The following is a 24,833-nucleotide window of genomic DNA, read 5'->3' on the forward strand; positions in this document are numbered from 1 at the left end:
CTGAGTCGGGCTGGGTCACTTGAGAGCTGGCCGCTTAGAGCTTGCTCTCGACATAGGCTTCATCGCGGATCTGGCGCAGCCAGATCTGCAGCTCTTCGTCGTACTTGCGGTTGCGCAGCAGGGTCAGGGCCTGTTGCTCGCGGTACTGGGCGCTGCTGTCGGTGGCGCGGCGGCCCATGACTTCCAGCACGTGCCAGCCGAAGGGGCTCTGGAACGGCTTGGACAGTTCACCGGCCGGAGTGTTGTTCATCACTTCGCGGAACTCGGGAACCAGGGCGTTGGGGTCGATCCAGTTGAGCACACCGCCGTTAAGGGCTGAGCCCGGATCTTCGGAGAAGCTCTTGGCCAGCTCGCTGAAATCTTCGCCGGCCTGGATGCGCTGATACAGACGCTCGATCAGGCGTTTGGTTTCGGCTTCGCTGCGGATCTCGCTGGGCTTGATCAGGATATGGCGGACATTGACCTCGTCGCGTACCTGGCTGTCGCCGCCGCGCTTCTCCAGCACCTTGAGCAGGATAAAGCCGCCCGGGGTGCGCATCGGTTCGGTGACATCACCCGCCGACAGGCTGGTCAGCATGGTGTCGAACGGCGGTGGCAGCTGGCCGGCCTTGCGCCAGCCCATTTCGCCGCCTTCCAGGGCGGTTTCGCTGGCCGAACGGGCAATGGCCAGCTGGGCGAAGTCGGCCCCTTGCTGCAATTGCTCGTACAGCTCGCGAGCCTGGCGCTCGGCCGCCTGGATGTCCTGTGAGGACGCGCCTTCGCTGACCGGAATCAGGATGTTGGCCAGACGGAATTCTTCCGAAAGCTGCATCTTGCCCATGTCCGAGGCGAGGAAGTTCTGCACTTCCTGATCGGTCACCTGGATGCGCTCGGCGACGCGGCGCTGGCGCACGCGGTTGATGATCATCTCGCGGCGTACCTGGTCGCGGGCATCAACATAGGACAGACCGTCGGCCGCCAGGGCCGCGCGGAACTGCTCGATATTCATGCCGTTGCGCTGGGCAATGGTGCCGATGGCCTGGTTCAGCTCTTCATCGGTGATGCGAATGCCGGAGCGTTCGCCGATCTGCAGCTGGATATTCTCGATAATCAGACGTTCCAGCACCTGCTGGCTGAGCACGTGCTCGGGCGGCAGGGCCGCGCCGCGCTGGGCGATGGTTTGCTGCACCTCGCGCAGGCGGGCGTCGAGCTGGCTCTGCATCACCACGTCGTTGTCGACAATCGCTACTACGCGGTTGAGCGGTTGTACTTCGGCTTGCGCCACAGCACCCAGAAACAGCGCGCCCAACAGCAGCGGGCGCATGCAATCAGAAAGCTTTGTCTTCACGTTCACGATAACCTTGAATGCCTTCGTCGAGGAAAGTCTCGACCTTATTACCCACTACACCGCCCAGACCCTTGAGTACGATCTGCAGGAAGATGCCGCGATCCGGTTCGTCGTTAAGCGAGGGATTCAGGCTGACTTCGTCGTAGTCGATCCAGTAACGGTTGATCAGGCGCAGTTTCCAGCAGCAGCTGTCGTACTCGAAGCCGGCGAAGGCCTCCAGGGTACGGTCGCGGCCGTAGTCATACTGCCAGCGGGAAATCACGCTCCACTGCGGCACGATCGGCCAGATGACCGAGAAATCGTGCTGACTGATCTTGTAGTAGTCCTTGATGTAGTTGGGAGAACCTTCGGTGCCGTAGTCGCCGTTGCCTACTACCCAGTTACCACTGGCCTGGTCGTAGCGCACGGTGTCATTGCGGTAGCGATACCCGGCGTTAACGATCTTGTTCGGATTGTCTTCGGGCTGGTAATGGAACATCGCGCTACCCGAGCGGGTGCTGTGAGTATCCGGGTCCCAGTTGAAGTCCGAGCTCAGGCGCCAGTCGCGGTTGAAGCGATACATATACTGCAGCGCATAAGGCGACTGCGAGGCCTGCGAGTCCGAGCGGGTACGGTAGTCGATGCCGGGCATCTGAACCTTGCGGTCTTCGAAGTAGAATGCCTGGCCGATGCTGAAGCGCTGGCGCTCGAAGCCGTTGTTTTCGATCCAGCGATTGGTTACGCCCAGCGAAAGCTTGTTCTCGTCGCCGATACGGTCCTTGCCGGAGAAGCGGTTCTCGCGGAACAGCGAGGCATAGTTGAAAGTGCTTTCGCTGGTGTCGAACACCGGGATATCGGTCTGGTCTTCCTCGGGAACATTGAGGTAGAACAGGCGCGGTTCCAGGGTCTGGCGGTAGTTCTTGCCGAACCACTGGGTGTCGCGGTCGAAGTACAGGCCGCTGTCCAGGCTGAACATGCCGACGCCACGGCTTTGGCTGCTCTTGTAGCTCTGTTCGGCCAGCAGGCTGTTCTTGCCCTGGCTGTCCAGACTCAGGTCGTAGTTGGTGTGCAGGTACTTGACCTTGGGCGTAAGGAAACCCCAGCTCCAGTTCAGCGGCAGGCTGACAGCGGGTTCAACATGTACACGCTCGCCATTGGCGCGGGCCAAACCACTCAAACGGTCGTCGTACCAGCGGAATTCATCAGTTCCGGTATTGCCATCTTCATCGGTGAAAAAGCCGCTGCGAAGGTTGCGATCAAAGCGCACATATTCTGTGCCGTACGTAAAGTTCAGCCCCGCCGGCTCGAAGGGCAGCTTGCCGTCCAGGGTCAGCTGCGGCAGGCGGTTGTAAGGCGTGACGTCGGTAATATTGGCCAGTTCGTAGGCGTGGGCGTTGAGGCGCGCCGTGTAGCCGTTGCCACGATAGGTCAGGGTGCCGCGCTGGTCGACATAGCTGGTGGAGCCAATGCCGAGGTCGGTATTCAGATCCTGGAAGTAATAAGGATCGCTGATGTCGGTGTAGTCGACTTCGGCCAGCAGGCGCGAGTCCAGGCCTGTCTTGTGCTGCCAGCTGTACATCCAGCGCTGGTCTTCGTACTCGGACTGCAGCTTGCGATCGTCGTTGCTGTCGTCGAGGTAGGCCGCGCCGAACTGGCCTTCGCTGCTCTTGGTCAGGTAGCGGAACTCACCTTCCATCAACAGACCGCGGTCGGTCATATAAGTCGGGTAGAGCGTGGCATCGTAGTTCGGTGCCAGGTTGAAGTAGTACGGGGTCTGCAGGCTCAGGCCATTGTCGCTGGAGCTGCTGAGGCTCGGCGGCAGGAAGCCGGACTGGCGGCGATCGTCGATCGGGAAATAGATATAGGGGGTGTAGAACACTGGAATGTTCTTCACCCGCAGGGTCACGTTGGTCGCGGTGCCGAAACCGGTAGCCGGGTTCAGGGTGACGTTGTTGCCCTTCAGGTGCCAGGCGTTGCTGCCCGGTTCGCAGCTGGTGTAGGTGCCGTCTTTCAGGCGGATAACGGCGCTTTCTTCGCGCTTGGCGTAGAGCGCGCTGCCGCGGGTATGGCTCTTGTGCAGCACATACTCGGCGTTCTCGACCTTGGCTTCGCCGTTGTCCAGTTGCAGCTCGGCGCGGTCGCCGACCACCAGCATGCCCTGGTCGCGCAGGCGCACGTTACCGATCAGTTCGCCGCGGTTTTCCGCCTGATGCAGGTTGGCTTCGTCGGCTTCGATCTGCATGCCGGCCTGGCGTAACACCACATCGCCGGCCAGAGTGGCGACTTGCTCTTCCTGCTCATAGCGCGAAGCCTTGGCCGAAACGAACATCGGCGCTTCGTCCATCGGCGTGGTGTCGTCCATGCCGGGCCGCTGGGGCTCGACATAGGCACCGGCGCAGTACGGGCCGGCTTCGGCCAGCTGCGCCGCGCTGAGGTTTTCTCGCGGCACCCAGTCAAGGTGGCTATAGTCGGCACTGCGCGAGGCCAGACCTTTACCGCGGCTTTCGGTGACCAGAGTCGTTTTGGCGACTTCTTCCTGGGCCTGGCCGCCGCTACTGGCGTCAGCACCGGCTACCGTCGCACGCGGCGCGGGTCGTGCCGGCAAGGCTGCCGCACTGGCTTTAGGCGCGCACGCCCAACCGCCAGAGGCGGAAACCTGGCAGTCATACTGCTCGGCCGCGAATGCGAAGGGAACGGCTACGGGCTGCAGCGCCAGAAGGCTGCCAGTGACCAGTAGAGGGAATTTTTTACGAAACGCGGGGTATTTTACTGCCATCTTATTTTTTCCGGGCTTCCTGCGCGCCATTGGCCCTGAGGCCGCACGCCTCTCGATGGGCTTGAAAAGATGCTGGATAATAAAGCATGACCCGCGCAACGGCTAGCGCCGTCGGAGACCCTTGCAATGCCTGATCAAGATGTACGCCTGAAACACCTGGAAAACTGGCTCGAACCGCAACTGGCTGCGCTGTTTGCGGCGAACGACTGGGGTGCTGTACCCGCGGCCACGCTGACCTCTGCCAGCAGCGACGCCAGTTTCCGGCGTTATTTTCGCTGGCAGGACGGCGAGCGCAGCCTGATCGTGATGGATGCGCCACCGCCGCAGGAAAACTGCGCGCCCTTCGTCAACATCGCCGCCCTGCTGGCCGAGGCGGGCCTCAATGTGCCGCAGATTCTTGCCGCCGACCTGGAGCATGGCTTTCTTTTGCTCAACGACCTGGGCCGGCAGACCTACCTGGATGTGATCACCGCGGAGAATGCCGACCCCCTGTTCTCCGACGCCCTGCAGGCGCTGCTGGCCCTGCAGCAGTTGCCGCTGGACCGCGGGCTGCCGAGTTACGACGAGGCCTTGCTACGCCGCGAACTGCAGCTGTTCCCCGAGTGGTACGTGCAGCGCCATCTGGAGATCGAGTTCGACGAGGCTCAGCAGGCGGCCTGGCAGCGGGTCAGCCAGTTGCTGATCGACAGCGCCTTGGCTCAGCCGAAGGTGCTGGTGCATCGCGACTATATGCCGCGCAATCTGATGCACAGCGCGCCCAACCCAGGCGTGCTGGATTTTCAGGATGCGGTCTACGGCCCGGTGACCTATGACGTCACCAGCCTGTTCAAGGATGCCTTCCTGAGCTGGCCCGAGGCGCGGGTGCGCGGCTGGCTGGAAAATTACTGGCAACAGGCGCGGGCTGCGGGTGTCCCGGTGCAGGCTGACTTTGAGGACTTCCTGCGCGCCAGCGATCTGATGGGCGTGCAGCGTCACCTCAAGGTAATCGGGATATTCGCGCGTATCTGCCATCGCGACGGCAAGCCCAGATACCTGGGCGATGTGCCGCGTTTCTTTAGCTATATAGAAGCAGTGCTGGCGCGGCGGCCGGAATTGGCCGAACTGGGCGAATTGCTGGCCAGCCTGCCGCGTGTCGCCCAGGTGCCTGCATGAAGGCGATGATCCTGGCGGCCGGCAAAGGCGAGCGCCTGCGCCCGTTGACCCTGCATACGCCCAAACCCCTGGTGCAAGCCGGCGGCGTGCCGCTGATCGAGTACCACCTGCGCGGCCTGGCCGCAGCGGGTTTTACCGAGGTGGTGATCAACCATGCCTGGCTTGGCCAGCAGATCGAGGACCATCTGGGCGACGGTGCACGCTTCGGCCTGAGCATTGCCTATTCGGCCGAGGGCGAGCCGCTGGAAACCGGCGGCGGCATTTTCCAGGCCCTGCCGCTGCTGGGCGATCAGCCCTTTGTCCTGGTCAATGGCGATATCTTTACCGACTACCCTTTCGCCGAGTTGCGCCGCCCGCTCGCCGACCTGGCCCACCTGGTGCTGGTGGATAACCCGGGGCATCACCAGGCAGGGGATTTCTGCCTGCGCGACGGTCAGGTTGGCGATGCCGAGTCAGGCCAGGACCAGCCGTGCCTGACCTACAGCGGCATCGCGGTGCTGTCGCCTGCCTTGTTTAGCGGTTGCCAGGCCGGTGCCTTCAAATTGGCCCCCTTGCTGCGTGCCGCCATGGCCCGTGGGCAGGTCAGTGGCGAAAGCTTCGCCGGGTGCTGGGTGGATGTTGGCACCCATGAGCGCCTGGCCGAAGTCGAGCAACTGCTCGCGGCGAGGCGCTGAGATGCTCTGGCCGGTCACCGTGCTGGGGGCTGTCGCGGGCCTGGCGCTAGCCAGCATTCCCGGGGCTCTGCTGGGCGGTTTGCTCGGCCAGGTGCTGGACCGGCGCATGCGCCTGAGCAATTGGGCGGCCCTGCGCGAGCGTCTCGGTGGCAAGGCCGCACCGCGTGATGACGAGCTGCTGTTTATCCTTCTCGGCCGCCTGGCCAAGTGCGAGGGGCGGGTGTTGCAGGTGCATATCCAGCAGACCCGTGCGGAAATGCAGCGCCTGGGCCTGGATGCCGAGGCGCAGCGTCGGGCCATTGCCGCCTTTGCCCGGGGCAAGACCGGGCGCGATAACCTGCGTGCGCCGCTGCGGCGTCAGCGCGCCCATAGCGACGCGTTACTGCGTGCCTGCTGGCGTATGGCCTGGGTCGACGGTCGGGTCGGCCAGGCCGAGCGCGAGCTGATTCTGCTATGGGGCAAATGGCTGGACGTGCCCGCGGCCGCTCAGCAAGTGCTGAGCGATGCCTATGCGCCGCGCCAGCAGGGGCCGCTGGCGTCGACGCTCGGCAGCGGTTACCAACAGGCCCTGACATTGCTGGGGGTTGCGATCGACGCAGAACCGGCGCAGATCAAGAAAGCCTATCGCCGCCTGTTAAGCCGCCATCACCCGGACAAACTGGCCGGCAGCGGCGCAACCCCGGAGCGGGTGCGCGAAGCCACCGAGCGCACCCGTGAACTGCATCAGGCCTATGACCTGATTCGCCAGCGTCAGGGCTTTCGCTAGCCGGCAGCGCCCTCACTTGGCCTGAATCTTTAGCGTCAGCCAGCCCCTTATGCGGCGGTACAGCTGTTCCTGTTCCGCCTCGAGATTGCCGGGCAGGGCCTTCATCGCGATCTGGATATAGCTCGGGTGCTTCTGCCGCTTGCTCGCCTGCATGCGCCGGCTGGCGGCCTGGCGGTCGAGCAGTTGGTCCTTGTAGTAGAAGTCGCCGGTGGCCAGTTGCAGTTGCGGGATCAGCTCATCCAGCGGCGGGCTATAGCCGGCGGGCACGTTGGCGGCCACCACCAGCAGATTGCGCACTTCGGCCGGCTGGCGCTCGGCCAGGTAGCGGGCGGCCCAGTAGGCACCGCTGCCATGGCCGAGCAAAACGATGCTTCTGGCCTGCTGTTGGGTGGCAAAGGCGATGGCCGACTCGATCCGTGCCAGCACCCGTTCGGTGTGGGCTTTTTGCTGCTCTTGCGCCGTGGGCGGGGCGTCTACCGCTGGGGTCGGAGCGGGCTCTTCGGCGCTGGCTGGCGCGCTGTCCGGTGCCTCGCCCTGCGCGGTATCGACGCTGACCGGCGCAGGCTCGGCGACCAGTTCGGTGCTGCGCGGCGCAGGCATGTCGCTGTTGGGGTCCGGCAGGCTCAGGCTCAGGCTGTGCCAGCTGGCATTGGGCAATTTGCGCCGCAGCGGACCGACACTCTGGGCGCTGTCGGGGTTGCCATCGTCCCCCGGCAGGAGGATCACCACGCCACTGGGCTCGCCGACATTGGCCGGCAGCCAGAGGGTGAGAAAGCGCTCATCTGCCGCCTGCAGGTGCTGCTGCTCCTTGGTCTGCAGGCGCTGTTCGAGGGCCAGGGCCTCGACCTCGCTGCGCTCGGCCAGGGGCGGGCGCTGCAGCTCCTCGGTTGTCGGGTCCGGCTGCTCGCCGCCGCTTGCGTCCGGGGCGGCCTGCTGGGCCAGCAGCGGTGTGGCGAGCAGCGTCAGCAGCAGGGTCGAGGTAACCGTCAGGCTGGGGATCAGGCGGGGCATCGGGCATTCCTCGATAAGGCTGGGCCACCAGAGCCTAATCCCTGGGCGTGTCTTTGTCAGGTGTGGGGTGGTCTTAGCAGGCGAAGACTGGAGTAATGTAGGGCACAGAGGGGCTCAAGCCCCCTGGTGGTCAATTTTCAGGAGTGTCCCGGCGTTGTCACGCATTTTGCTTTTTCTCTTTTTGTGGCCCGCGGCGCTCTGGGCGGACAGCTCGGTGTTGCCGCTGCGTCCGGCTTTTAACGCCGAGCAGCGCAGCTGGTTGCAGGCCCATGACGAGCTGCGCGTGGGGCTGATCATGCAGGCCCCCTGGGCTCAGTTCGACCGACGTCAGCAGCGTCTGTCCGGGGCCAATGTCGAGCTGATGAGCCGCCTGCTGCAGGGCATGGGGGTAAAGCCGCAATGGCTGCGCTTTACCGATCAGAATGAGCTGGAGGCGGCTCTGCAGCGCGGCGAGGTGGACCTGGCCCCAGGGCTGCAGCAGACGCCTAAGGGCTTGCGCCGCTGGCTGTATTCGGACCCCTATATGCGCGTGCCGCACCTGGTGGTGGGCGAGCGGCGCGGCAGCAGCGCGGTGGACCTGGACCGGGTGGGTCGCGACGAGAAGGTCGCCCTGCGTTCGCCCAGTGCGGTGGTGGAGTACCTGCGCAACACCCACGGCAATCTGGAGTTGCGGGCGGTGGGTAGCGAGCGCAGCGCGCTGAATCTGCTGCTGCGCCAGGAGGTCAGCTATGCGGTGGTGGATGAGGCGCGCCTGAGTCTGTTGCTGCGCGAGCCGCAATTCGCCGGCCTGAGCATCGTCGGCGATATCGGCCTGCCGCAGCTGTTGCGTATTGCCAGCCGGCGCGATGCACCGATCCTTGCCGAGATCGTCGAGCAGACCCTGCAGGCCCTGCCCGGAGGCGAACTGGAGCGTTTGCAGGAGCGCTGGTTTCCGCTCAATACCCGCCAGCTTGGCAACCCTCTGGCGTTCTGGAAGGGCCTGGCCCTGCTGCTCGGTATCGGCGGGCTGGCGGCCTGCGCAATCATCCTGCATCTGCGTCAGCAGCGCCGTAGCCTGGAGCGTCAGCTGCTTGCTGCACGTACCGTACTGAGCCAGCGCGAGACGGCCGAGCAGGCCCTGCGCCTTAGCCAGTTCTCCATCGACCACAGCACCGTGGGCATCCTCTGGGTCAACTGGGACAGTCATGTGCGCTATGCCAACCTGGCCGCCGAACGCATGCTCGGTTATGCCGTGGGGGCGCTGGTAGACCTGCCGCTGGCGCGCCTGGAACCCAGTCTGGATATGGACCGCTGGCTCAGCCTGTGGCGCCAGGCCCGTGGCAGCGGTGAGGCTCTGCCGGGGTTCGAGATCGACTGTCAGCGCGCCGATGGTAGCCGCTTGCCGGTGGATATTTCCCTGAGTTTTCTACGCTTCGACCAGTCCGAATACCTGGTGGTGTTTCTCACCGACGTCACCGAACGGCGGCGTACCCAGGCCGCCCTGCAGGAGAGCGAGGCGCGCCTCAAGGGCATCGCCGGCAATGTCCCGGGCCTGGTGTTTCGCCTGGAGCGGGCCAGCGCCGAACAGGCGGTGGAGTTCGCCTATATCAGCGAAGCCAGTCAGGAACTGGTGGGTTACCCCGCCGCCGAACTGCAGCGCGCCGACCGAGGTATTCGCAGCCTGGTGCACCCCGAGGATCAGGCCAGCTATCGCCGCACCCAGGATGCCGCTCTGCTTGGCGACAGCGACTGGCAATGGCAGGGGCGCATCCTCACTCGCGCCGGGCAACTGCGCTGGGCCGATATCAAGGCCACCGCTCGCCGCCTGGGTGCCGGGCGGGTGGTGTGGGACGGGATCGTCTGGGACATCACCGAGAACAAGCAGGTGGAGCTGGAACTGGCCGACTCCCGCGCCCGCCTGCGCGAACTGGCCGCCCACCTGGAGAGCGTGCGTGAGGAGGAAAAGGCGCGTATCGCCCGCGAGGTGCACGACGAGCTGGGCCAGGTGCTCACCGTGCTCAAGCTGGAAACCGCCATGTGCGAGCTGGCCTTCGCTGGCCAGGTCGAGGGCCTGGATGAGCGTCTGGGCAGCATGAAGAAACTGATCGCCCAGCTGTTCCAGTTGGTGCGCGATGTGGCCACCGCCCTGCGCCCGCCGATTCTCGATGCCGGTATCGCCTCCGCTATCGAGTGGCAGGTGCGGCGTTTCGAAGCGCGTACGCAGATCCCTTGCCTGGTGGAGGTGCCGGACAACCTGCCGCCGCTCAGCGACGCCAAGGCCATCGGCCTGTTCCGTATTCTTCAGGAGGCCCTGACCAATGTGATGCGTCACGCCGGTGCCCATAGCGTGCAGGTCTACCTGCGGGTCGAGGAGGGCGAGTTGTGCCTGTGCGTGATCGACGACGGCAAGGGCTTTGCCCCCGAGCAGCGCAAGGCGGGGCAGTCCTTCGGTCTGGTCGGCATGCAGGAGCGGGTTTTTATGCTCGGCGGCCGTTTGCAGATTGACAGCCAGCCTGGGGAGGGGACTACGCTGTTGGCGCGAGTGGCCCTGGATGAAGAGGTAATGACGTGATTCGGGTATTGGTGGCAGAGGACCACGCCATCGTGCGTGAGGGCATCAAGCAGCTGATCGGTATGGCGCGCGACCTCGAAGTGGTGGGGGAGGCGAGCAATGGCGAGCAGCTGCTGGAAACCCTGCGCAAGGTCGAGTGCGACGTGGTCCTGCTGGATATCTCCATGCCCGGGGTCAATGGCCTCGAGGCCATTCCGCGGATCCGCGCCCTGACCCGGCCGCCGGCGATTCTGGTGCTGTCCATGCACGACGAGGCGCAGATGGCCGCCCGCGCCCTGAAGATCGGGGCCGCCGGCTACGCCACCAAGGACAGCGACCCGGCGCTGCTGATCGCGGCGATCCGCAAGGTGGCCGGCGGCGGGCGCTATATCGACCCCGAACTGGCCGACCGCATGGTCTTCGAGGTCGGCCTGACCGATTCGCGGCCGCCCCATGCGCAGCTGTCCGAGCGCGAGTTCTCGGTGTTCGAGCGCCTGGTGCGTGGCGAGGGGGTCAACGACATCGCCCTGCACCTGGCGGTCAGCAACAAGACCGTGAGCACCCACAAGGCGCGCCTGATGCAGAAGCTCGGCCTCCATTCGGTGGCCGATCTGGTGCGCTATGCCATGGAGCACAAGCTTCTCTAGGCACCTGCCTGGGTGTCTGCTGGCGGCGGCAATGGCCCAGTAAAGTCCTCGGGCTTGTAGGGCAATCCCTACGCAAAGTTCTCCGCTCGCCTGATACAAGGTTGTCATCCCGCCCGATTCTGCCGGCCGTGCATCGCCCCTAGTCTTGTACTCAACAGCGTGCAGACAACAACAAAGGGTGTGGCGATGACCGGGTCTCAGGCAAGCGATGTGTTGGTGAGCTTTCGTGGCGTGCAGAAGAGCTACGACGGCGAAAACCTGATCGTCAAGGATCTCAATCTGGATATCCGCAAGGGCGAGTTCCTCACCCTGCTGGGGCCTTCCGGTTCGGGCAAGACCACCAGCCTGATGATGCTGGCCGGGTTCGAAACCCCCACCGCCGGCGAAATCCTCCTCGACGGCCGCTCCCTCAATCACCTGCCGCCGCACAAGCGCGACATCGGCATGGTGTTCCAGAACTACGCCCTGTTCCCCCATATGACCGTGGCCGAAAACCTCGCCTTCCCCCTGAGCGTGCGCGGCATGTCGCGCACCGACAGCACCGAGCGGGTGAAGAAGGCGCTGGCCATGGTCCAGCTGGACAGTTTCCGCAATCGCTATCCGGCGCAGCTCTCCGGCGGCCAGCAGCAGCGCGTGGCCCTGGCCCGCGCCCTGGTGTTCGAACCGCAGCTGGTGCTGATGGACGAACCGCTCGGCGCGCTGGACAAGCAGCTGCGCGAGCATATGCAGATGGAGATCAAGCATATCCATCAGCGCCTGGGCGTGACCGTGGTCTACGTGACCCACGACCAGGGTGAGGCGCTGACCATGTCCGACCGGGTGGCGGTGTTCCACCAGGGCGAGATCCAGCAGATTGCCCCGCCGCGTGACCTCTACGAGGCACCGAAGAACACCTTCGTGGCCAATTTTATCGGCGAGAACAATCGTATCAGCGGCCAGCTGCTCAGCCGCGAAGGTGAGCGCTGCACGGTCGGCTTGAGTCGCGGCGAGAAGGTCGAGGCGCTGGCAGTCAATGTCGGTGCGCCCGGCGAGCCGGTGACCCTGTCGATCCGTCCCGAGCGCGTGCGCCTCAATGGTGCCAGCGAGCAGTGCGCCAACCGCTTTTCCGGGCGGGTCGCCGAATTCATCTACCTGGGCGATCACGTGCGCATCCGTATGGAGGTGTGTGGCAAGCCCGATTTCTTCGTCAAACAGCCGATCGCCGAGCTCGATCCCGCCATGGGCGTGGGCGATGTGGTGCCGCTTGGCTGGCATGTGGAACACGTCCGCGCCCTCGATCCGCTGCTGGCGGAGTGAGTGCTTTAGTGCCCTAGAGCCTGTTTACCAACCCTGCACAGTGGAGAGAACAACAATGAGCAAACTGCACAGCAACCTTCGTCTCGGCACCCTGGCACTCGGCCTGGCCTGCGCCGGCCAGGCGGCCGCCGCCGACCTGACGGTGATTTCCTTCGGTGGTGCCAACAAGGAGGCGCAGGCCAAGGCCTTCTACCAGCCGTGGGAAGCGGCCGGAAAAGGCAAGGTCATCGCCGGCGAATACAACGGTGAGATGGCCAAGGTCAAAGCCATGGTCGACACCAACAGCGTGTCGTGGAACCTGGTGGAAGTGGAGTCGCCGGAGCTGGCGCGCGGCTGTGACGAAGGCCTGTTCGAGGAACTCGACCCGGCCCTGTTCGGCGATGCCGCCAACTTTATCGACGGTGCCGTGCAGCCATGCGGCGTGGGCTTCTTCGTCTGGTCGACGGTGCTCGCCTACAACGCCGACAAGCTGGCCAGCGCCCCGACCGGCTGGGCCGATTTCTGGGACGTAGCCACGTTCCCGGGCAAGCGCGGCCTGCGCAAGGGTGCCAAGTACACCCTGGAGTTCGCTCTGATGGCTGACGGCGTGGCACCGAAAGATGTGTATGGCGTGCTCGCCACCCAAGAAGGCCAGGACCGTGCGTTCAAGAAGCTCGACCAGATCAAGCCGCACATTCAGTGGTGGGAGGCCGGCGCTCAGCCGCCGCAGTTCCTCGCCTCCGGCGACGTGGTCATGAGCTCCGCCTACAACGGCCGCATCGCTGCCGTGCAGAAGGAGAGCAACCTGAAAGTGGTATGGAACGGCGGCGTCTACGACTTCGATTCCTGGGCCATCCCGAAAGGTGCCAAGGATCTCGATGCGGCCAAGGCCTTCGCCGCCTTCACCGTGCAGCCTGAGCAGCAGAAAGTCTACTCGTCGAATATCGCCTACGGCCCGGCCAACAAGACCGCCGTGGCGCTCCTCGACAAGGGCCTGCTGGCGGACATGCCGACCACCCCGGAAAACATCGCCGGCCAGGTCGCCATGGACGTGGAGTTCTGGGCCGATTTCGGCGAACAGCTGGAACAGCGCTTCAACGCCTGGGCCGCCAAGTAAGTTGCTAACACCCCCTCTCCTGCGGGAGAGGGTCTGGGGATGGGGGCTGGCACCTTGGGCGCACCCTCATCTCTTTTTTCCTGCCGCCTCGCGCGGCCAGATTTAGCGGAGCTAGCAATGGCTGAAACCGTCCCCCTCAGCGAATTCGCCGGGCTCACCCTGAAGCAGAAGTTGGCTCGTGCCGAGCGGATCAACCGCCTTAAGGCGCAGGGCCTGATCCTGCCGCTGCTGGTGTTCCTCGTGGTCGTGTTCATCCTGCCGATCGGCATCCTGCTCTACAAAAGCGTGGAAAACCCCGAAGTGGTGCGCAGCCTGCCGCGTACAGTGGCGGCGATCGCCACCTGGGATGGCCGCGGCCTGCCGGAAGAGGCGGCCTACAAGGCCCTCAGCCTCGACCTGGCGGAGGCGCGCAAGCAGCAGACCATAGGCGATCTGTCCAAGCGCCTGAACATGGAGTTGGCCGGTTACCGCAGCCTGATGGCCAAGACCGGACGTGCGCTGCCATTCAAGCAGGAACCGGCCTCCTACAAGGATGCCCTGGAGGGCCTCGACGAACGCTGGGGCGACCCGGCCTATTGGCAGGTGATCCGCCGCAACGACAGCGCCTTCACCTCCTACTACCTGCTGGCGGCCCTCGACCACCGCATCGATGACATCGGCGAGCTGGCACCGGCCACCCCGGATCAGGCCATCTACCTGGACATCTTCGCCCGTACCTTCTGGATGGGCCTGGTGATCACCGCCCTCTGCCTGGTGCTGGCCTATCCGCTGGCCTACCTGCTGGCCAACCTGCCGACCCGTACCAGCAATCTGCTGATGATCCTGGTGCTGCTGCCGTTCTGGACCTCGATCCTGGTTCGGGTGGCGGCGTGGATCGTGTTGCTGCAGTCGGGCGGCCTGATCAATAGCGCGCTGATGGCCATGGGCATTATCGACCAGCCGCTGCAGCTGGTGTTCAACCGTACCGGGGTCTATGTGGCGATGGTGCACATCATGCTGCCGTTTATGATTCTGCCGATCTACAGCGTGATGAAGGGCATCTCACCGAGCTATATGCGTGCGGCGATTTCCCTCGGCTGCCATCCCTTCGCCAGCTTCTGGCGAGTGTACTTCCCGCAGACCCTGGCCGGCGTCGGTGCCGGCTGCCTGTTGGTGTTCATCCTGTCCATCGGCTACTACATCACCCCGGCCCTGCTGGGCAGCCCGAGCGACCAGATGATCAGCTACTTCGTCGCCTTCTACACCAACACCACCATCAACTGGGGCATGGCCACGGCCCTCGGCGGGCTGCTGCTGCTGGCCACCATGCTGCTCTATGTGGTTTACAGCTGGCTGGTGGGCGCTAGCCGCCTGCGTCTGGGTTGATCAGGAGAACATCGAGATGCTGAGTCCCTACAAATCGCCGATCGAACGTGCCTGGTTCTGGGCCCACCGCAGCCTTTGCGCGCTGGTGTTGCTGTTCCTGATCCTACCGGTGCTGGTGATCATTCCGCTGTCGTTCAACTCCGGTAGTTTTCTGGTCTATCCGCTGCAGGGCTTTTCCATGCGCTGGTACGAAGACTTCTTTACCTCTGCCGAGTGGATGCGCTCGTTGACCAACAGCATGATCGTGGCACCCGCCGCCACAGCGCTGGCCATGGTCTTCGGCACCCTGGCGGCCATCGGCCTGACCCGTGGCGAGTTCCGCGGCAAGGCCCTGGTGATGAGCCTGGTGATCTCGCCCATGGTGGCACCGGTAGTCATAGTCGGGGTGGCCAGCTACCTGTTCTTCGCCCCCATGGGGTTGGGTAACAGCTACCTGGGGCTGATCCTGGTGCATGCGGTACTCGGCGTGCCGTTCGTCATCATCACCGTGTCGGCGACCCTGCAAGGCTTCAACTACAACTTGGTGCGCGCCGCCGCCAGCCTGGGTGCCTCACCACTCACCGCGTTCCGCCGGGTGACCCTGCCGCTGATCGCCCCCGGAGTGATTTCCGGTGCGCTGTTCGCCTTCGCCACCTCCTTCGACGAGGTGGTGGTGACCCTGTTTCTCGCCGGCCCCGAGCAGGCCACCCTGCCACGGCAGATGTTCAGTGGTATCCGCGAAAACCTCAGCCCGACCATCGCCGCCGCGGCGACCCTGCTGATCGGCTTCTCCATCGTCATGCTGCTGACCCTGGAGTGGCTGCGCGGGCGCAGCGAGAAGATGCGCACCCAGCAACCCACCTGATTCGCCGGATAACCAGAGAGCGCTATGAGCCTGCAACTCAACGACCCCAGCCTGCTGCGTCAGCAGGCCTATGTGAATGGCCAGTGGTGCGACGCCGACAGCGGCGCGCGTACCGACATACTCAACCCGGCCAACGGCGAGCTGATCGGCAGCGTGCCGAATATGGGCCGCGCGGAAACCCGTCGCGCCATCGCGGCCGCGCAAGCTGCCCAGCCGGTCTGGCGCGCGCTGACCGCCAAGGAGCGGGCAAATCGTCTGCGCCAGTGGTTCAACCTGATCATGGCCAGCCAGGAAGACCTGGCGCGGATCATGACCGCCGAACAAGGCAAGCCCCTGGCCGAAGCCCGTGGCGAGATCGCCTACGCCGCCTCCTTTATCGAATGGTTCGCCGAGGAAGCCAAGCGCGCCTATGGCGACGTGATCCCCGGCCATGCCACGGACAAGCGCATCCTGGTGCAGAAGGAAGCCGTCGGCGTCACCGCCGCCATCACGCCGTGGAATTTCCCCAGCGCGATGATCACCCGCAAGGCCGGCCCGGCCCTGGCGGCCGGCTGCGCCATGGTCCTCAAACCGGCACCGCAAACGCCGTTCTCGGCCCTGGCCCTGGTTGCGCTGGCCGAGCGCGCCGGCATTCCTGCTGGGCTGCTGAGTGTGATCCCCGCTGACGTGGACGCCAGCCGCGAGGTGGGCGGCGAGCTGTGTGACAACCCCATCGTGCGCAAGCTGTCCTTTACCGGCTCCACCGGCGTCGGCATCAAGCTAATGCAGCAGTGCGCGCCGACCCTGAAGAAGCTCTCCCTGGAGCTGGGCGGCAACGCGCCCTTTATCGTGTTTGACGACGCCGACCTGGATGCAGCAGTCGAAGGGGCGATCATCTCCAAATACCGCAACGCCGGGCAGACCTGCGTGTGCGCCAACCGCCTGTATGTACAGGCCGGCGTGTATGACGCCTTCGCCGCCAAGCTGCAGGCCGCGGTGGCCAAGCTCAAGGTCGGCAACGGCATGCTTGAGGGCATCACCACCGGCCCGCTGATCAATGCCGAGGCCGTGGCCAAGGTCCAGCGCCACCTGCATGACGCCCTGGAAAAGGGCGCGACCCTGCTGACCGGCGGCAACAGCCTGGGCGGTAACTTCTTCGAACCCACCATCGTCAGCGGCGTGACGGCTGATATGGCGGTGGCCCGGGAAGAAACCTTCGGCCCGCTGGCCCCGCTGTTCCGTTTCGAGGACGAGGCCGAGGTGATTCGTCAGGCCAACGACACCGAATTCGGCCTGGCCGCCTACTTCTACGCCCGCGACCTGGGCCGGGTGTTCCGCGTGGCCGAGGCCCTGGAGTACGGCATGGTCGGCATCAACACCGGGGTGATCTCCACCGAGGTGGCACCGTTCGGCGGCATGAAGGCCTCCGGCCTGGGCCGCGAAGGCTCCAAGTACGGATTAGATGAATACCTGGAAATCAAATACCTGTGCCTGGGCGTTTAGTCGCCGCCACGCTGGACCCCTTAGGGCGCGCGGGGCCGCCTAGGCCGTGCGCACCTTAGTGTTTCCCCTTGGTGCGCACGGCGTACCCTACCGTTCACGTTTCGTCTGAGGACACTATGAGCAAGACCAACGAATCCCTGATGCAACGCCGCATGGCCGCCGTTCCGCGCGGCGTGGGCCAGATCCACCCGATCTTCGCCGACAAGGCTGCGAACGCCACCGTGACCGACGTCGAAGGTCGCGAGTTTATCGACTTCGCCGGCGGTATCGCGGTGCTCAACACCGGCCACCTGCATCCGAAGGTGATTGCCGCGGTGCAGGAGCAGCTGACCAAGCTGACTCACACCTGCTTCCAGGTGCTGGCCTACGAGCCTTACGTTGAGCTGTGCGAGAAGGTTGCCGCGCGCGTACCGGGCGACTTCGCCAAGAAGACCCTGCTGGTGACCACCGGCTCCGAAGCGGTGGAAAACGCGGTGAAGATCGCCCGCGCCGCCACCGGTCGCGCTGGTGTAATCGCCTTCACCGGCGGCTACCACGGTCGCACCATGATGACCCTGGGCCTGACCGGCAAGGTCGTGCCCTACTCGGCCGGCATGGGTCTGATGCCCGGCGGTATCTTCCGCGCCCAGTACCCGTGCGAGCTGCACGGCGTCAGCACGGATGACGCGATCGCCAGTATCGAGCGCATCTTCAAGAACGATGCCGAGCCGCGCGATATCGCCGCAATCATCATCGAGCCGGTGCAGGGCGAGGGCGGTTTCTACGTCGCGCCGAAAGATTTTATGAAGCGCCTGCGCGCGCTGTGTGATCAGCACGGCATCCTGCTGATCGCCGACGAAGTGCAGACCGGTGCCGGCCGTACCGGCACCTTCTTCGCCATGGAGCAGATGGGCGTCGCCGCCGATCTGACCACCTTCGCCAAGTCCATCGCCGGTGGTTTCCCGGTGGCTGGCGTGTGCGGCAAGGCCGAATACATGGACGCCATCGCCCCGGGCGGCCTGGGCGGCACCTACGCCGGCAGCCCGATTGCCTGCGCCGCCGCCCTGGCGGTGATGGAAGTGTTCGAGGAAGAGAAGTTGCTGGAGCGCTGCAAGGCCGTCGGCGAGCGTCTGGTCACCGGTCTCAAGGCCATCCAAGCCAAGCACAAGAGCATCGGTGAGGTGCGCGCCCTCGGTGCCATGATCGCCATGGAGCTGTGCGAAGACGGCGACGTGCACAAACCCAACGCCGCCCTGACCGGGCAGATCGTCGCCAAGGCCCGCGACAAGGGCCTGATCCTGCTGTCCTGCGGCACCTACGGCAACGTGCTGCGCGTGCTGGTACCGCTGACCGCCGAAGATGCGCTGCTGGACAAGGGCCTGGCGATCATCGCCGAGTGCTTCGACGAGCTGGCCTGACTCCGGAATTGCGCCGCGTGCCTCGGTGCGCGCGGCGCACCCTACAGCCGTCGACCATCGTCCCAGCGACGACAGAGAATGCCCTCGGGTACAATGCGCCACTTTCGTGAACGCCACCGAGGTGCGCCATGCAACCCTTCGCCATCGCCCCGTCGATCCTCTCCGCCGATTTCGCCCGCCTGGGCGAGGAAGTGGACAAGGTGCTCGCCGCGGGTGCCGACATCGTCCACTTCGATGTGATGGACAACCACTATGTGCCCAACCTGACCATCGGCCCGATGGTCTGCGCGGCGCTGCGCAAGTACGGCATCACCGCACCCATCGACGCGCACCTGATGGTCAAGCCGGTGGACCGCATCATCGGCGACTTTATCGAGGCCGGTGCCAGCTATATCACCTTCCACCCCGAGGCCAGTGAGCATATCGACCGCTCCCTGCAGCTGATCAAGGCGGGCGGGGCCAAGGCCGGTCTGGTGTTCAACCCGGCCACGCCGCTGGATGTGCTCAAGCACGTGATGGACAAGGTCGACATGATCCTGCTGATGAGCGTCAACCCGGGTTTCGGCGGGCAGAAATTTATCCCCCATACCCTGGAAAAACTCAAAGAAGCCCGCGCCCTGATCGACGCTTCCGGTCGCGAGATTCGCCTGGAAATCGACGGCGGGGTCAATGTGCAGAACATCCGTGAAATCGCCGCGGCCGGTGCCGACACCTTTGTCGCCGGCTCGGCGATCTTCGGCCAGCCGGACTACAAGACCGTGATCGACGCCATGCGCGCCGAACTGGCCCAGGTTCGCGGGTGAGCATGCTGCGCGAGCTGTTCCAGGGTGAACTGCCAAGCCTGGTGATGTTCGATCTGGACGGCACCCTGGTGGACTCGGTGCCGGATCTGGCTGCCGCCATCGACCAGACTCTGGTGCTGCTCGGTCTGCCGGCGGCGGGTATCGAGCAGGTGCGCGACTGGGTCGGCAATGGTGCGCGAGTGCTGGTGCGCCGCGCCCTGGCCGGCGGTCTGCAGCATGAACATATAGATGACGCGCGGGCCGAGCAGGCGCTGGAGCTGTTTATGCAGCTCTACGCCACCAGCCACGGGCTGACCCGGGTCTATCCCGGGGTGCGCGAAGCCCTCGACTGGCTGCGCGAGCAGAAGGTCGAGCTGGCCATCGTCACCAACAAACCCGAGCGTTTTGTCGCACCGCTGCTGGATGAAAAAGGCCTGGGTGGTTATTTTCGCTGGATTATCGGCGGCGACACCCTGCCGCAGCAGAAGCCCGACCCGGCGGCGCTGCGCCATGTGCTGCAACTGGCGCGGATCGAGGCCGGAGAGGCGCTGTTTATCGGCGACTCGCGCAGCGATGTGCTGGCCGCCAAAGCCGCCGGCGTAGCCTGCGTGGCGCTGACCTATGGCTACAACCATGGCCGACCGATTGCCGAGGAAAACCCGGCGCGGGTGCTGGATAACCTGCGCGAGTTGTTGCCGGCCGCCGCCCTCGGCGGGTGATTGGCGCAAAGCCCTGCTTTGCGGGGCTTGCCGGGTTGATTCGGCCTCTGGCCTGCGCTAGTGTGGCCGGACTTTACTCCCGCCTAAGAGAGCTCCGTGGTGGTTACCTGCACGCGCTGGTCCGCAAGAACCGGTATGAAAATCATCAAGGCCCTGGCCCGTTGGCGCTGGCGCCTCTGACCTGATCTTGGCCGCATAGTCGGCGCGTTTGCACACGACCGTTTAAACCTCAAGCCACGAGGCTGATCATGACCCGCGAAGAATTCCTGCGTTTAGCCGCTGCCGGCTATAACCGCATTCCTGTTGCCTGCGAAACCCTGGTGGATTTCGACACCCCGCTGTCGATCTACCTGAAACTGGCCGACGAGGCCAACACCTACCTGCTCGAATCCGTCCAGGGCGGCGAGAAGTGGGGGCGTTACTCCATCATCGGTCTGCCGGCCCGTACCGTGCTGCGGGCTTATGGCCATGAAGTGCTGATCAGCGTCGACGGCGTCGAGGTCGAGCGCCACCAGTGTGAGGACCCGCTGGCCTTCGTCGAGCAGTTCCAGGCGCGCTACAAGGTGCCAACCCTGCCGGGTCTGCCGCGCTTCAACGGCGGCCTGGTGGGTTACTTCGGTTATGACAGCGTGCGTTATGTCGAGCCCAAGCTGGCCAAGGGCGTTAACCCCGATGCCCTGGGCACGCCCGATATTCTGCTGATGGTGTCCGATGCCGTGGTGGTGTTCGACAACCTGGCGGGCAAGATGCACGCCATCGTCCTCGCCGACCCGGCCCAGGCCGACGCGCTGGAACAGGGCCAGGCGCGCCTGCAGGAGATCCTGCACAAGCTGCGTCAGCCGATTACCCCGCGCCTGGGCGTGGACCTGGCTGCACCGGCAGGTGCCGAACCGGACTTCGTTTCCAGTTTCAAACGCGATGACTACGAAGATGCGGTCAGGGCGATCAAGGAGTACATCCTCGCTGGCGACTGCATGCAGGTGGTGATCTCCCAGCGCATGTCGATCCCGTTCAAGGCCGCGCCCATCGATCTGTACCGCGCGCTGCGCTGCATCAATCCGACACCCTATATGTACTTCTTCAACTTCGGCGATTTCCACGTGGTCGGCAGCTCGCCGGAAGTGCTGGTGCGCCTGGAAGACGGCCTGGTGACGGTGCGGCCGATTGCCGGCACCCGTCCGCGCGGCGCGACCGAGGAGGCCGACCTGGCCCTGGAAGAGGATCTGCTGTCGGATGCCAAGGAAGTCGCCGAGCACCTGATGCTGATCGATCTGGGCCGCAACGATGTCGGCCGGGTTGCCAGCACTGGCAGCGTCAAACTCACCGAGAAGATGGTGATTGAGCGCTATTCCAACGTCATGCATATCGTCTCCAACGTCACCGGCCAGTTGAAGGAAGGCCTGACGGCGATGGACGCCCTGCGCGCCATTCTGCCGGCCGGCACCCTGTCGGGCGCGCCGAAGATTCGCGCCATGGAAATCATCGATGAGCTTGAGCCAGTCAAGCGTGGCGTCTATGGCGGTGCGGTGGGCTATCTGGCCTGGAACGGCAATATGGACACCGCCATCGCCATCCGCACCGCGGTGATCAAGGACGGTGAACTGCATGTGCAGGCCGGTGCCGGCATCGTTGCCGACTCGGTGCCGGCCCTGGAATGGGAGGAAACGCTGAACAAGCGTCGCGCCATGTTCCGTGCTGTGGCCCTGGCCGAGCAAACCGTCCCTGACCTGTCCAAGCGCTGAGGAGTCCCGCCATGCTTTTGATGATCGATAACTACGACTCCTTTACCTACAACGTGGTGCAGTACCTGGGTGAACTGGGGGCTGACGTGCATGTGATCCGCAATGACGAACTGTCGATTGCCGAGATTGAGGCTCTGCAGCCCGAACGTATCGTGGTGTCACCGGGCCCCTGCACGCCGACCGAGGCCGGGGTGTCCATTGAGGCCATCCTGCACTTTGCCGGCAAGCTGCCGATTCTCGGCGTGTGCCTCGGCCACCAGAGCATTGGTCAGGCCTTCGGTGGCGATGTGGTGCGCGCCCGTCAGGTGATGCACGGCAAGACCAGCCCGGTGTTCCACAAGGATCTGGGTATGTTCGCCGGCCTGAATAATCCGCTGACCGTGACCCGCTATCATTCCCTGGTGGTCAAGCGTGAAACCCTGCCGGCCTGCCTGGAAGTCACCGCATGGACTCAGCACGAGGACGGCTCGGTGGACGAAATTATGGGCCTGCGCCACAAGATCCTGCATATCGAGGGCGTGCAGTTTCACCCCGAGTCGATCCTCACCGAGCAGGGTCATGAACTCTTTGCCAACTTCCTCAAGCAACAAGGAGGCGTGCGCCAATGAATATCAAGGAAGCCCTTAACCGGGTGGTCAACCAGCTCGACCTGAACACCGCCGAGATGCAGGACGTGATGCGCGAGATCATGACCGGCCAGTGCACCGACGCGCAGATCGGTGCCTTTCTGATGGGCCTGCGCATGAAGAGCGAGACCATCGACGAGATAGTCGGTGCCGCGCAGCTGATGCGTGAACTGGCCGCGCCGGTGCAGATCGACGCCGCTCATCTGGTCGACACCTGCGGCACCGGTGGCGATGGCATGAATATCTTCAACGTCTCCACCGCCGCGGCCTTTGTGGTTGCCGCCGCCGGTGGCCAGGTTGCCAAGCACGGCAATCGCGCGGTATCCGGCAAGAGCGGTAGCGCCGATCTGCTGGAAACCGCCGGGGTCTATCTCAACCTGGCCCCCGAGCAGGTGGCGCGCTGCGTGGAAAGCGTCGGCGTCGGCTTTATGTTCGCCCCTGCTCACCATGGTGCGATGAAGTACGCCATCGGCCCGCGCCGCGAACTGGGTCTGCGCACCATCTTCAATATGCTCGGGCCGATGACCAACCCGGCTGGGGTCAAACATCAGGTGCTCGGCGTATTCAGCAAGGCGCTGTGCCGGCCTCTGGCCGAAGTGCTGCAGCGTCTGGGCAGCGAGCATGTGCTGGTGGTGCACGCCCAGGACGGCCTGGATGAGATCAGCCTGGCCGCACCGACCTTCGTTGCCGAACTGAAGGATGGCGTGGTGAGCGAGTACAGCATTCAGCCGGAGGACTTCGGCATCAAGAGCCAGAGCCTGATCGGCCTGACCGTGGAGGATGCCGCCGAGTCCCTGGCGCTGATCCGCGATGCCCTGACCAAGCGCAAGACCGAGCAGGGGCAGAAGGCGGCGGACCTGATCGCCCTGAATGCCGGTGCGGCGATCTACGCTGCCGATCTGGCTGCTACCCTCAAGGAGGGTGTGCAGCGCGCCCATGATGCCCTGCATACCGGCCTGGCCTGGGAAAAACTGCAGGAACTGGTGTCCTTTACCGCGGTTTACAAGCAGGAGAATGCAGGGTGAGTATTCCAACGGTTCTGGAAAAAATCCTGGCGCGCAAGGTCGAGGAAGTCGCCGCCCGCCGCGCCACCGTCAGCCTGGCCGAACTCGAGCAGCAGGCCCGTAGCGCCGATGCCCCGCGCGGCTTCGCCAATGCCCTGCTGGCCCAGGCCAAGCGCAAACAGCCGGCGGTAATCGCCGAAATCAAGAAGGCCTCGCCGAGCAAAGGCGTACTGCGTGAGCACTTCGTGCCCGCCGAGATTGCCCGGAGTTATGCCGCCGGTGGGGCTACCTGCCTGTCGGTGCTGACCGATGTGGATTTCTTCCAGGGCGCTGACAGCTACCTGCAGGAAGCCCGTTCGGCCTGCTCGCTGCCGGTGATCCGCAAGGACTTTATGATCGACCCCTACCAGATAGTCGAAGCCCGCGCCCTGGGGGCCGACTGCGTGCTGCTGATCGTCTCGGCCCTGGATGACGGGCAGATGGCCGAGCTGGCAGCGACCGCCAAGGCCTTCGATCTGGATGTACTGGTGGAGGTACACGATGGCGACGAACTGGAACGGGCGCTGAAGACCCTCGACACGCCGCTGCTGGGCATCAACAACCGTAACCTGCACACCTTCGAGCTGAATCTGGAGACCACCCTGGATCTGCTGCCAAGGATTCCCCGCGATCGCCTGGTAGTGACCGAGAGCGGCATCCTCAATCGCGCCGATGTCGAGCTGATGGAAATCAGCGAGGTGTATGCCTTTCTGGTCGGCGAAGCCTTTATGCGTGCCGATAACCCAGGGGCGGAGCTGGAGCGACTGTTCTTTCCAGAGCGCAAGCGGGCAGTCGCCTCGCCCGACGTGGACTGACGCAACAGACATAAAAAAGCCGACGCATGCGTCGGCTTTTTTATGTCTCTAGCATGCTGCTTAGCGCGTGCCAAACACCACCATGGTCTTGCCCTTGACGTTGACCAGGCCCTGTTCTTCCAGGGCCTTGAGCACGCGGCCGACCATCTCGCGGGAGCAGCCGACGATGCGGCCGATTTCCTGGCGGGTAATCTTGATCTGCATGCCATCCGGGTGGGTCATGGCATCGGGTTGCTTGCACAGGTCGAGCAGGGTGCGAGCGACGCGACCGGTGACGTCGAGGAAGGCCAGGTCGCCGACCTTGCGCGTGGTGTTGCGCAGGCGTTCGGCCATCTGGCTGCCGAGGGCGTAGAGGATATCCGGATCCTGCTGGGTCAGTTCGCGGAACTTGGCGTAGCTCAGCTCCGCCACTTCACACTCGGTCTTGGCCCGTACCCAGGCGCTGCGTTCCTTCTCGGTGCCGTCCTTTTCGAACAGGCCCATCTCGCCGAAGAAGTCCCCCGAGTTGAGGTAGGCGATGATCATTTCGCGGCCATCATCGTCTTCGATCAGGATGGTGACCGACCCCTTGACGATAAAGAACAGGGTTTCGCAACGATCGCCGGCATAGATGATGGTGCTTTTTGCCGTATAGCGGCGGCGGTGACAGTGTGCGAGGAGTTTGTCGAGATTCTTTATTTTTGGTGTAAGGGTAATTGCGACCATGCCCGAGTCCCGAAATTTATAAGGTAAGCCTTTGTCCGACAGGCAGATTTTTTTTTTAG

20 protein-coding genes and 1 pseudogene are annotated in these 24,833 nt (G+C 64.2%); 17 read left to right on the forward strand and 4 right to left on the reverse strand.

Features of this window, described 5'->3' with window-relative positions; all coding sequences use genetic code 11:
* Nucleotides 1–34: 34 nt before the first annotated feature.
* Complete coding sequence (locus WMW70_RS17700; RefSeq protein ID WP_445942161.1) at nt 35–1,303, reverse strand: peptidylprolyl isomerase; 1,269 nt, start codon at nt 1,301–1,303, stop codon at nt 35–37.
* A 4-nt stretch (nt 1,304–1,307) separates the two neighbouring features.
* Nucleotides 1,308–4,082 carry an LPS-assembly protein LptD gene (locus WMW70_RS17705; protein ID WP_341438769.1) on the reverse strand — a complete coding sequence of 925 codons (2,775 nt, stop codon included), beginning with the start codon at nt 4,080–4,082 and terminating at the stop codon, nt 1,308–1,310.
* Between the two features lie 126 nt (nt 4,083–4,208).
* Between WMW70_RS17705 and WMW70_RS17710 the strand changes: the two genes are divergently transcribed.
* From WMW70_RS17710 to WMW70_RS17720, 3 genes are read left to right on the forward strand one after another with little or no spacing between them, the layout of a single operon-like run.
* On the forward strand, nt 4,209–5,234 hold the full coding sequence (locus tag WMW70_RS17710) for an aminoglycoside phosphotransferase family protein (protein ID WP_341438770.1): 1,026 nt from the start codon (nt 4,209–4,211) through the stop codon (nt 5,232–5,234).
* Complete coding sequence (murU, locus tag WMW70_RS17715) at nt 5,231–5,908, forward strand: N-acetylmuramate alpha-1-phosphate uridylyltransferase MurU (RefSeq protein WP_341438771.1); 678 nt, start codon at nt 5,231–5,233, stop codon at nt 5,906–5,908. The genes WMW70_RS17710 and murU overlap by 4 nt, the downstream gene beginning before the upstream one ends.
* A 1-nt stretch (nt 5,909) precedes the next feature.
* Nucleotides 5,910–6,674 carry a DnaJ domain-containing protein gene (locus tag WMW70_RS17720; RefSeq protein WP_341438809.1) on the forward strand — a complete coding sequence of 255 codons (765 nt, stop codon included), beginning with the start codon at nt 5,910–5,912 and terminating at the stop codon, nt 6,672–6,674.
* A gap of 12 nt (nt 6,675–6,686) precedes the next feature.
* Here the strand turns inward: WMW70_RS17720 and WMW70_RS17725 are convergent, their stop codons facing one another.
* Nucleotides 6,687–7,685, reverse strand: coding sequence for an alpha/beta hydrolase family protein (locus tag WMW70_RS17725; protein WP_341438772.1), 999 nt, complete (start codon nt 7,683–7,685; stop codon nt 6,687–6,689).
* A 154-nt stretch (nt 7,686–7,839) separates the two neighbouring features.
* Between WMW70_RS17725 and WMW70_RS17730 the strand changes: the two genes are divergently transcribed.
* The 14 genes and pseudogenes from WMW70_RS17730 to trpC all read left to right on the forward strand — a co-directional run bounded on the left by WMW70_RS17730 (nt 7,840) and on the right by trpC (nt 24,069).
* On the forward strand, nt 7,840–10,236 hold the full coding sequence (locus WMW70_RS17730; protein ID WP_445942162.1) for a PAS domain-containing sensor histidine kinase: 2,397 nt from the start codon (nt 7,840–7,842) through the stop codon (nt 10,234–10,236).
* Nucleotides 10,233–10,862, forward strand: a complete 630-nt coding sequence (locus WMW70_RS17735; protein WP_341438773.1) for a response regulator transcription factor — start codon at nt 10,233–10,235, stop codon at nt 10,860–10,862. Before WMW70_RS17730 ends, WMW70_RS17735 begins: the two co-directional genes overlap by 4 nt.
* A gap of 186 nt (nt 10,863–11,048) precedes the next feature.
* The gene (locus WMW70_RS17740; protein WP_341438774.1) at nt 11,049–12,158 is read left to right on the forward strand and encodes an ABC transporter ATP-binding protein; all 1,110 of its coding nucleotides are present in this window, start codon (nt 11,049–11,051) and stop codon (nt 12,156–12,158) included.
* 55 nt (nt 12,159–12,213) lie between these two features.
* On the forward strand, nt 12,214–13,254 hold the full coding sequence (locus WMW70_RS17745) for an ABC transporter substrate-binding protein (protein WP_341438775.1): 1,041 nt from the start codon (nt 12,214–12,216) through the stop codon (nt 13,252–13,254).
* 117 nt (nt 13,255–13,371) lie between these two features.
* Nucleotides 13,372–14,619 carry an ABC transporter permease gene (locus WMW70_RS17750; protein WP_341438776.1) on the forward strand — a complete coding sequence of 416 codons (1,248 nt, stop codon included), beginning with the start codon at nt 13,372–13,374 and terminating at the stop codon, nt 14,617–14,619.
* Nucleotides 14,620–14,635: 16 nt separating this feature from the next.
* Nucleotides 14,636–15,463, forward strand: coding sequence for an ABC transporter permease (locus WMW70_RS17755; RefSeq protein WP_341438777.1), 828 nt, complete (start codon nt 14,636–14,638; stop codon nt 15,461–15,463).
* Nucleotides 15,464–15,493: 30 nt separating this feature from the next.
* Nucleotides 15,494–16,945: an NADP-dependent succinate-semialdehyde dehydrogenase gene (gene gabD, locus WMW70_RS17760; RefSeq protein ID WP_341438811.1), complete on the forward strand. Its 1,452-nt coding sequence runs from the start codon at nt 15,494–15,496 to the stop codon at nt 16,943–16,945.
* A gap of 116 nt (nt 16,946–17,061) precedes the next feature.
* Nucleotides 17,062–18,342 (forward strand): 4-aminobutyrate--2-oxoglutarate transaminase, encoded by a 1,281-nt coding sequence (gabT, locus tag WMW70_RS17765; RefSeq protein WP_341438778.1) that lies wholly within the window; start codon nt 17,062–17,064, stop codon nt 18,340–18,342.
* Between the two features lie 128 nt (nt 18,343–18,470).
* Complete coding sequence (gene rpe / locus WMW70_RS17770; RefSeq protein ID WP_325503330.1) at nt 18,471–19,145, forward strand: ribulose-phosphate 3-epimerase; 675 nt, start codon at nt 18,471–18,473, stop codon at nt 19,143–19,145.
* Nucleotides 19,142–20,023, forward strand: a pseudogene (locus WMW70_RS17775) (phosphoglycolate phosphatase). The gene rpe and the pseudogene WMW70_RS17775 overlap by 4 nt, the downstream one beginning before the upstream one ends.
* 68 nt (nt 20,024–20,091) lie before the next feature.
* Complete coding sequence (gene trpE / locus WMW70_RS17780) at nt 20,092–21,585, forward strand: anthranilate synthase component I (protein WP_341438779.1); 1,494 nt, start codon at nt 20,092–20,094, stop codon at nt 21,583–21,585.
* Between the two features lie 11 nt (nt 21,586–21,596).
* Nucleotides 21,597–22,193, forward strand: coding sequence for an aminodeoxychorismate/anthranilate synthase component II (locus WMW70_RS17785; RefSeq protein ID WP_341438780.1), 597 nt, complete (start codon nt 21,597–21,599; stop codon nt 22,191–22,193).
* Nucleotides 22,190–23,236, forward strand: coding sequence for an anthranilate phosphoribosyltransferase (gene trpD, locus WMW70_RS17790; protein ID WP_341438781.1), 1,047 nt, complete (start codon nt 22,190–22,192; stop codon nt 23,234–23,236). The genes WMW70_RS17785 and trpD overlap by 4 nt, the downstream gene beginning before the upstream one ends.
* The gene (gene trpC, locus WMW70_RS17795) at nt 23,233–24,069 is read left to right on the forward strand and encodes an indole-3-glycerol phosphate synthase TrpC (protein ID WP_341438782.1); all 837 of its coding nucleotides are present in this window, start codon (nt 23,233–23,235) and stop codon (nt 24,067–24,069) included. The genes trpD and trpC overlap by 4 nt, the downstream gene beginning before the upstream one ends.
* 60 nt (nt 24,070–24,129) lie before the next feature.
* On the opposite strand, the gene crp is transcribed toward trpC, so the two are convergent.
* Entirely contained in the window at nt 24,130–24,774 is a 645-nt protein-coding gene (crp, locus tag WMW70_RS17800; RefSeq protein ID WP_136664372.1) for a cAMP-activated global transcriptional regulator CRP, read from the reverse strand.
* Nucleotides 24,775–24,833: the final 59 nt, after the last annotated feature.

Source organism: Pseudomonas sp. XK-1, from assembly GCF_038069885.1.
In the GTDB taxonomy this organism is placed as follows: domain Bacteria; phylum Pseudomonadota; class Gammaproteobacteria; order Pseudomonadales; family Pseudomonadaceae; genus Aquipseudomonas.

Excerpts from the sequence above, each read along its gene's own strand:
- WMW70_RS17700 (WP_445942161.1), bottom strand. The coding sequence starts at position 1,303 with ATGCGCCCGCTGCTGTTGGGCGCGCTGTTTCTGGGTGCTGTGGCGCAA.
- WMW70_RS17705 (WP_341438769.1), bottom strand. The coding sequence starts at position 4,082 with ATGGCAGTAAAATACCCCGCGTTTCGTAAAAAATTCCCTCTACTGGTC.
- WMW70_RS17710 (WP_341438770.1), top strand. The coding sequence starts at position 4,209 with ATGCCTGATCAAGATGTACGCCTGAAACACCTGGAAAACTGGCTCGAA.
- murU (WP_341438771.1), top strand. The coding sequence starts at position 5,231 with ATGAAGGCGATGATCCTGGCGGCCGGCAAAGGCGAGCGCCTGCGCCCG.
- WMW70_RS17720 (WP_341438809.1), top strand. The coding sequence starts at position 5,910 with ATGCTCTGGCCGGTCACCGTGCTGGGGGCTGTCGCGGGCCTGGCGCTA.
- WMW70_RS17725 (WP_341438772.1), bottom strand. The coding sequence starts at position 7,685 with ATGCCCCGCCTGATCCCCAGCCTGACGGTTACCTCGACCCTGCTGCTG.
- WMW70_RS17740 (WP_341438774.1), top strand. The coding sequence starts at position 11,049 with ATGACCGGGTCTCAGGCAAGCGATGTGTTGGTGAGCTTTCGTGGCGTG.
- WMW70_RS17745 (WP_341438775.1), top strand. The coding sequence starts at position 12,214 with ATGAGCAAACTGCACAGCAACCTTCGTCTCGGCACCCTGGCACTCGGC.
- WMW70_RS17750 (WP_341438776.1), top strand. The coding sequence starts at position 13,372 with ATGGCTGAAACCGTCCCCCTCAGCGAATTCGCCGGGCTCACCCTGAAG.
- WMW70_RS17755 (WP_341438777.1), top strand. The coding sequence starts at position 14,636 with ATGCTGAGTCCCTACAAATCGCCGATCGAACGTGCCTGGTTCTGGGCC.
- gabT (WP_341438778.1), top strand. The coding sequence starts at position 17,062 with ATGAGCAAGACCAACGAATCCCTGATGCAACGCCGCATGGCCGCCGTT.
- rpe (WP_325503330.1), top strand. The coding sequence starts at position 18,471 with ATGCAACCCTTCGCCATCGCCCCGTCGATCCTCTCCGCCGATTTCGCC.
- trpE (WP_341438779.1), top strand. The coding sequence starts at position 20,092 with ATGACCCGCGAAGAATTCCTGCGTTTAGCCGCTGCCGGCTATAACCGC.
- WMW70_RS17785 (WP_341438780.1), top strand. The coding sequence starts at position 21,597 with ATGCTTTTGATGATCGATAACTACGACTCCTTTACCTACAACGTGGTG.
- trpD (WP_341438781.1), top strand. The coding sequence starts at position 22,190 with ATGAATATCAAGGAAGCCCTTAACCGGGTGGTCAACCAGCTCGACCTG.
- crp (WP_136664372.1), bottom strand. The coding sequence starts at position 24,774 with ATGGTCGCAATTACCCTTACACCAAAAATAAAGAATCTCGACAAACTC.